Annotated in this window: 3 protein-coding genes; all 3 read right to left on the bottom strand. The window is 59.0% G+C overall.

The annotated features are described in order from the left end of the window. Nucleotides 1–43 precede the first annotated feature (43 nt). Complete coding sequence (locus N790_RS15915) at nucleotides 44–463, bottom strand: hypothetical protein (protein ID WP_156969943.1); 420 nt, start codon at nucleotides 461–463, stop codon at nucleotides 44–46. 54 nt (nucleotides 464–517) lie between these two features. After that, on the bottom strand, nucleotides 518–901 hold the full coding sequence (locus tag N790_RS15910; protein WP_156969942.1) for a hypothetical protein: 384 nt from the start codon (nucleotides 899–901) through the stop codon (nucleotides 518–520). 59 nt (nucleotides 902–960) lie between these two features. Beyond that, nucleotides 961–1,317 (bottom strand): hypothetical protein (locus N790_RS16565; protein WP_211251955.1); only part of this gene is annotated, 357 nt, incomplete at its 5' end.

The following is a 1,317-nucleotide window of genomic DNA, read 5'->3' as shown; positions in this document are numbered from 1 at the left end:
GGCTTGAATGATTAGTTAGGCCGCATGCTAGCCGAACTCACGGCTATGGCAAGCGGCGACCCTGGTGTTTGGCGGCTACCAGCTCTACGACGCGAGCGAACTCAGCGTCTGGCCCTCGAAGAAAGGCGGTGCAGTGAGAAGCCAGGTCGTGTGCCAGATGGCGGAACCCATCTAGCGGATCGTCCGAGAATCCCGGGTACTGACTCTGGCCGCGGTGCGCAACAACAGACATGTAATCGGCATGGTCTATGCACAGTTCTCCCATGCGATAGCTCACCAGACCAAGCGAGAAACGATAGTGCAGCTCAATGGTCCGGTCGTCGCGGGAATACCAGCCGGACGCAAAGTCGCCGCCGGAGCTCGCGCCGGATGCACCGTGTCCCCACGTGAATCCGCACGGCAGCAAGATCGGGTCGATCAGTTCGCGACCGGCGCGCAAGACTTGTGGAGCGCGAAGTTCCATCCGATGCGGCCTAACGCCTGAGTTAAGCCGCGCCGAAGGCGTCGGCTTGAATGATTAGTTAGGGCTCCGCTTGGCTCGGAGGTGACTGCCGAATATTGCGCCAAAGGACGAAAGAAACGCAAAGAACGCTAAAGCCAAGACAACGGCCCATACAGGAAAGCTGTCCACGACCATCGCGCTTAAGGCGATGAATGGCAGCGCGCCGATTGCGCCGGCAATGGCGCCCTGAAGAATGGGGTGAGCCCGGGCGAAGTAGGCCGAGGCGAACCCCGAAACCACCGGAAGTAGTACGCCGCAAACTTGGGTGACCCCTGAAACGATGCGCCTATCAGCTTCGCTTTCACCAGCGAGCATTGAGAGGCCGCCGAGAATGAGGCAGCCCACAACGAAGATTCCTGCACCGAGAAGTATGGCTCTTGCGTCGATCTGGTTCGTCATCTGAGCCCTAACACCTGAGTTAAGCCGCGTCGCGGAGCGACGTCGGCTTGAATGAATTGTTAGGCCGTATTGCCATGGCCGTGTGCTTGTAGCAACTGCCGCGCTTCTGCCGGTGACGACTCACCATACTCCAGATGATCGAACACGCGCCTAGCGAACGGTGGGAGAGTGAAGTCCGCAGCGACATGCAGATCGTCCGCCGCAAATGCGGCCCGATCTGCATCAAGTTTGCCTGAAGCGAACCGAGACGCGAGCTCCTGAGCGAAGGCGTCACAGAACTGAGGCTCTGAAACCCCAAGCTTCTCGCACAGGATTAGAAGGTCTGCACGTAGGAATGCACTCGAGCCGTCCGTGACCGTTGCATAGTGATCAAGCAGGCGTGCGATTGAGTCTTTCATGCGGCCTAACGCCTGAGT

Origin of the sequence: Arenimonas malthae CC-JY-1 (genome assembly GCF_000747075.1) — a bacterium.
Classification (GTDB): domain Bacteria; phylum Pseudomonadota; class Gammaproteobacteria; order Xanthomonadales; family Xanthomonadaceae; genus Arenimonas; species Arenimonas malthae.
The sequence above is the reverse complement of the archived record's forward strand: the minus strand, read 5'-3'. Positions and strand labels throughout refer to the sequence as shown.

Bases quoted from the DNA above. Each gene is read 5' to 3' on its own strand.
- N790_RS15915 (WP_156969943.1), bottom strand. From the start codon at position 463: ATGGAACTTCGCGCTCCACAAGTCTTGCGCGCCGGTCGCGAACTGATC.
- N790_RS15910 (WP_156969942.1), bottom strand. From the start codon at position 901: ATGACGAACCAGATCGACGCAAGAGCCATACTTCTCGGTGCAGGAATC.